This window comes from Bernardetia sp. (assembly GCF_020630935.1).
Taxonomy (GTDB): Bacteria; Bacteroidota; Bacteroidia; order Cytophagales; family Bernardetiaceae; genus Bernardetia.
The window spans coordinates 52,409-54,287 of the sequence record NZ_JAHDIG010000030.1 but is presented as its reverse complement, the minus strand read 5'-3'; the positions used below and the strand labels follow the sequence as shown (position 1 = coordinate 54,287).

The 1,879-nt window shown below is 33.5% G+C and carries 2 protein-coding genes; one reads left to right on the top strand and one right to left on the bottom strand.

Going from position 1 to position 1,879, the window contains the following annotated elements:
* Positions 1 to 220 precede the first annotated feature (220 nt).
* Entirely contained in the window at positions 221 to 1,243 is a 1,023-nt protein-coding gene (locus QZ659_RS10165; RefSeq protein ID WP_291725646.1) for a threonine aldolase family protein, read from the bottom strand.
* Between the two features lie 101 nt (positions 1,244 to 1,344).
* Between QZ659_RS10165 and QZ659_RS10160 the strand changes: the two genes are divergently transcribed.
* Positions 1,345 to 1,879 (top strand): trans-sulfuration enzyme family protein (locus QZ659_RS10160; protein WP_291725645.1); only part of this gene is annotated, 535 nt, incomplete at its 3' end.

Genomic DNA, 1,879 nt, shown 5'->3' with positions numbered 1-1,879 from the left:
CAATAGATAGAAAAATGAAGGCTAAATATGTAATTTTTTTACCAAATTTTGTCTCTACAAAAGTATCACAAATTTATAAGGCTTGAAAATGAATTTTGATAGAAAATATTATTTTGTTTTACTGTCTGTAAGGAAAAGGCATAGCTTTTTGCTAACCAAAATGACTATTCTCTTCATGAGCTGAAACCCTAAGAAAACATAGTAAAACACTTTTGAATCCTTATTTTAACAAAATAACCTCTTGACAAACTTTATCAATCATTTCGTTAGAAATATCTAAATGCGTAACTACTCGTAACCATTCTTTTCCAAAATTAGACACTAAAATATTTCTTTTTTCTAATTCTTGCCTAAATTTTTCAGAAGAATAGACTGAATTTATCCTAAACAAAACGATATTCGTCCCTTCAAAAATCACTTCTTCTACAAGGTTATTATTTCTCAATGCTTCAGCTATTTTTTTAGCATTTTGGTTGTCTTGTTTTAGCTTTTCAATATTATTATCTAAAGCATAAATTCCTGCTGCTGCCAAAAAACCAGATTGGCGCATTCCTCCACCCAAAACCTTTCTAATTCGCTTTGCCTTATGAATAAGTTCTTTACTTGCCACTAATACAGAACCTACTGGCGCACCCAAACCTTTAGAAAGACAAACAGAAATAGTATCAAAATACTGCCCTAGCTCTTTGGAAGATTGATTCCGATACACTAACGCATTAAAAACTCTTGCACCATCTAAATGAAGTTTTAGATTATTTTTTTTACAACGCTCTGAAATGGTTTTGATTTCTTCTAAAGTATAAGAACTTCCTCCTGCCTTATTGACTGTGTTTTCTAATGCTACTACTCTTGAACGAGGAAAATGTATATCGTCTGGTAGAATAACCTCTTCAATCATTTCTGATGTCAAGATTCCTTTTTCAGCCTGCAAGAGTCTAACCGAACAAAGGGAATTGAAAGCAATGCCCCCACCCTCATACTGATAGATATGTGAACGAATATCACAAATGATGTCGTCTTGTGGTTGTGTCAGAATTTTTAAGGCAATCTGATTGGTCATTGTTCCAGAAGGACAAAAAAGTCCAGCTTCCTGTCCAAACAAATCAGCTACTTTTTTTTCTAATTTTTTCACGGTTGGGTCTTCTTCCCAAACATCGTCCCCCACTTCTGCATTTAGCATGGCTTCTTTCATTGCAGTGCAAGGCAAGGTAAAAGTATCACTTCGAAGGTCTATTTTTTTCATTTTGATTTATTGTATTTTTGTCAAAAAGCAAATATACAGTTTTACTACTCTAATAGTTAAGATATTTTTATTCAATTATTCATCTAGTTTTAAAATATACTATGAAGTTTGCCACCAAAGCCATACACGCAGGCATAGAGCCTGACCCAAGTACAGGAGCTATTATGACTCCTATTTTTCAAACCTCTACTTTTGCACAGCCTTCTCTTGGAGAAAATAAAGGATTTGAATATGCACGCTCATCCAACCCTACTCGCCAAACCTTAGAAAAGTCGTTTGCAGCTTTAGAGAATGCCAAATACGGATTTGCATTTGCCTCTGGAATGGCTGCTATTGATACAGTCATGAAACTTTTAAAACCAAATGATGAAGTCGTTTGTGGAAAGGATATTTATGGAGGTTCGTACCGTTTGTTTGTAAAAATCTATGAAGAAGTTGGTATAAAGTTTCACTTTATTGGCATGCAAAATGCTGCAAATATAGAATCGTATATTAACGATAATACTAAATTAATATGGGTTGAAACACCAACCAACCCAATGATGAATATTATAGACATAAAAGCAACTGCTACTATTGCTAAAAAACATAATGTGTTATTAGCAGTGGATAATACGTTTGCTACACCTTATTTAC